Raw genomic sequence first — 3,505 nt, 5'->3', positions numbered from 1 at the left:
GGCGTTTCTGATGATTTGGTGGCGGTCCTCGACGACGCGGGCATCCCTTCGCCATTTCCCGTCCAGCGCCTCTGTATCCCCGACGCACTCGCCGGTCGCGACGTGTGCGGCAAAGCCAAGACCGGTTCGGGCAAGACCCTGGCCTTCGGCCTTCCACTAGTCGAGCGAGTCGGCCCTTCCCAACCCAAACGACCCTCTGCACTCGTCCTGGTGCCAACCCGTGAGTTGGCCGTCCAGGTCGCCAAGGTCATCCGTCCCCTCGCCGCCACGCGCAACCTGCGCCTGGCCACCGTCTACGGCGGTGCCCCGATGGGCAAGCAGGTCAACGACCTCCGCGGCGGAGCCGAGATCGTGGTGGCGACACCCGGCCGGCTGATCGACCTCGTCGACCGGGGAGCGGTCGAGCTGTCCAACCTCGGCATCGTCGTCCTCGACGAAGCCGACCGGATGGCCGACATGGGCTTCCTGCCCCAGGTCGAGTGGCTGCTACGCCACGCCCAGGGCGAGCACCAGACGCTGCTGTTCTCCGCCACGCTCGACGGCGGCATCCAGGGCCTGGTCGACCGCTACCAGCACAACCCGGTGTTCCACGAGGTCGGCTCGGCGACGGTGTCCGTCGAGCTGATGGCCCACCGGTTCCTGCTGGTCCACGAGATGGACAAGCCGCGGCTGGCGGCGGCGATCTCCAACTCCACCGGGCGCACGCTGGTGTTCGTCAACACCAAGCGGCAGGCCGACAAGGTGGCGAAGGACCTGGCTGAGCTGGATGTCGACGCCAAGGCGATCCACGGCGACCTCCGCCAGGAGGTGCGCGAGCGGGCGCTGAAGCGGTTCGCCGAAGGTCGGCTGGCAGTTCTGGTCGCCACCGACGTGGCCGCCCGCGGGCTCGACATCGACGATCTCGACGTGGTCGTCCACTACGACCCGGCTCCCGACCACAAGACCTACCTGCACCGCTCCGGCCGTACGGCCCGGGCGGGGGCGAAGGGCCTGGCGGTCACGCTGGTGCTGTGGAACCAGGAGCTGGAGATCCGTCGTCTGAAGCGGCGGCTCGACCTCGAGCAGCCGATCGTGGAGATGTTCTCGAACGACCCCCGCCTGGCCGACCTGGCGGCGTGGGATCCGGCCGAAGAGGGCGCGGCCTGAGCGTCTAAGCGGTGGGGAAGGCCAGGAACCAGAGCAGGGCGGTGAGTGACAGCCCGTCCTGCACCTGTCGTCGTGCGACGAGCTCCCTGACCTTCTCGACGGCGACCCACTCGACGCGCTCCGACTCGTAGGGGTCGTGCGGCTCACCGACGTAGGTGGCGCCGTCGGCCACGAACAGGTTGAACTCCTGGTCGGTGGCTCCGTTGCTGGGGTGGTACCGGGTCAGCAGGCGTAGGGGACCGGGCCGCCAGCCGGTCTCCTCGAGCGTCTCCCGGGCCGCCGCCTCCTCGGGCGTCTCGCCGTCGTCGATGGCCCCGGCCGGCACCTCCCAACCCCAGGTGTCGGTGATGAACCGGTGCCGCCACAGCAGCAGGAGCCCTCGCTGCGGATCGTGGACCACGGTGCCTGACGCTCCCCGTGGGAACCGCACGACGTGGTGCTCGAACCGCACCCCGTCGGGCAGCTCCACGTCGGCCAGCCGCAGCCGCATCCACTCCGACTCGTAGACGCCCCGCTCTCCGTGCACGGTCCACCGCATCGCGCCGGGATCCTACGCGCCCACCAAGGTGCCGTCGGGCACCTCGTGGAGGTCCCGCACATCGGAGAACAACACGGGGACGACCGCCGTCAGCCCACCGACCGCCGCGACGACGAGCGTGGGCCGGAGGCCGATGACCTCACCGAGCACTCCCCCGAGCAGCGACCCGACGGGGATCGTCCCCCACACCATGAACCGCATGGTGGCGTTCATCCGACCCTGCATCCGCTCTGGGGTGATCGCCTGGCGCAGGCTCCCCTGGGTCACGTTGTAGAGGACGCCCGCGAAGGCGACGACGAGGCTCCAGCCGACCAGCAACGCCAGGCCGTTCGACCGGGTGGCGAGCGGCAGGATCAGGCCGGCGGCACTGCCGATCGCCGCGGCGCCCACGATCGTCGGCCCGACCCCGATCCGCTGTGGGGCCCGGGTCGACACGAACGCCGCGGCCAGGGCGGCCACGCTGCCCGCCGAGAACACGACGCCGATCAGGCCGGGGCTCATGTCGAGCTCGCGGACGGCGAACACGAGCAGCACCGTCTGGGCCATCTGGCCGAACAGGTTGCTGATGGCCGTGCAGGCCGCGATCCAGCGCAGCAGCCGATGCCGGGTCACGTAGCGGAGGCCCTCGGCGATGCCGGTGGTCATGCGGGGGCGGGTGCCGCTGGTGTTGGGCGGCTCCTGTCGGCGGATGCGCAGCACGAAGAGGGCCGAGCCGACGTAGCTGGCGGCGTCGACGGCGATGGCGACCGGGCCCTTGAAGAGGTCGACGAGGGCGCCGGCGAGGCCCGGTCCCGTCACCTGGGCGGCCGAGCGGCTGATCTCGAGCTTGCTGTTGCCCTCGACGAGGTGTTCTCTCCCGACGAGCGACGGCAGGTACGCCATGTAGGCGACGTCGAAGAAGACGGTGAGCACGCCGGCGACGAACGCCACCGCGTACAGCTGGCCCATGGTGAGGACGCCGAGGGCGTGGGCGGCAGGGATCGACACCAGGGCGGCCGCCCGTCCGAGGTCGCCGACGATCAGGATGGGCCGCCGCGGGAGACGGTCCACCCAGACGCCGGCGGGGAGGCCGACGAGGACGAAGGGCAGGAACTGGGCCGTGCCGAGCAGCCCGACCTCGAACGTGTCGGCCTGCAGCACCAGGATGGCCGTCAGCGGGAGCGCCAGGACGGTCACCTGCGACCCGACCTGGCTCACGGTCTGGGCCGACCACAGGCTCATGAAGTCTCGCTGGCGCCACAGGCTCATCGTCGGCGGGGGTTCCGAGGGCCCGGGCGGGGGTTCCGAGGGCGGGGGAAGGCCGTGAGCACGACTCGCACGGGGCGGGTGCGGGGCGGTCGGTGGGCCGGGTCTTCCCGGTCGAGGAAGGGCTCCAGTAGGGCATCGATCCGCTGACCCAGCTCGATCACCTCGTCGGGGGTGAGGTGGAGCTCGGCGGAGGAGAAGGTCGCCGCCTTCTGCCACGCCTTCGGTTCGTCCGCCTCGGTGGCGATGTACTGGGCGAGGATGCGCTGCTCCATGGCGACCCACTGGGCGCCCCAGGCCCGGGTCGCCACCCGCACCTCGTCGGAGTCCTGGGCGCTCTTGGGGACGCCGTGACCCCGGACGACCAGGCGCCAGCGACGCTTGCGCCGATCCTCGCTCGGCACCTCCTCGACGAACCCGAGCTTCGCCAGCGTGCGCAGGTGGTAGCTGCACGCCGAGGGACTCTCCCCGGCTGTGCTGGAGCACTCGGTTGCGGTCGCCGGCCCTGCGCTGAGGAAGTCGAGGATCGCCATGCGAGCGGGGTGGGCGACGGTCCGGATCACGTCGGGGTCGTCC

Annotated in this window: 4 protein-coding genes; 1 reads left to right on the top strand and 3 read right to left on the bottom strand. The window is 71.1% G+C overall.

All coding sequences use genetic code 11. The features are described from left to right. Positions 1-18: 18 nt before the first annotated feature. Positions 19-1,146, top strand: coding sequence for a DEAD/DEAH box helicase (locus VK611_00910; GenBank protein HMG39849.1), 1,128 nt, complete (start codon positions 19-21; stop codon positions 1,144-1,146). 4 nt (positions 1,147-1,150) lie between these two features. Here the strand turns inward: VK611_00910 and VK611_00905 are convergent, their stop codons facing one another. The 3 genes from VK611_00905 to VK611_00895 form a co-directional block, all read right to left on the bottom strand. Continuing rightward, positions 1,151-1,684 carry an NUDIX hydrolase gene (locus tag VK611_00905; protein ID HMG39848.1) on the bottom strand — a complete coding sequence of 178 codons (534 nt, stop codon included), beginning with the start codon at positions 1,682-1,684 and terminating at the stop codon, positions 1,151-1,153. 12 nt (positions 1,685-1,696) lie between these two features. Next, the gene (locus tag VK611_00900; protein HMG39847.1) at positions 1,697-2,932 is read right to left on the bottom strand and encodes an MFS transporter; all 1,236 of its coding nucleotides are present in this window, start codon (positions 2,930-2,932) and stop codon (positions 1,697-1,699) included. Next, positions 2,929-3,505: winged helix-turn-helix domain-containing protein (locus VK611_00895; protein HMG39846.1), on the bottom strand; the 577-nt coding region annotated here is incomplete at its 5' end. The genes VK611_00895 and VK611_00900, both read right to left, overlap by 4 nt.

The organism is Acidimicrobiales bacterium (assembly GCA_035316325.1).
In the GTDB taxonomy this organism is placed as follows: Bacteria; Actinomycetota; Acidimicrobiia; order Acidimicrobiales; family VFJN01; genus DASXTK01.
Note: the sequence above shows the minus strand (reverse complement) of the source record. Positions and strands in the feature narration are given on the sequence as shown.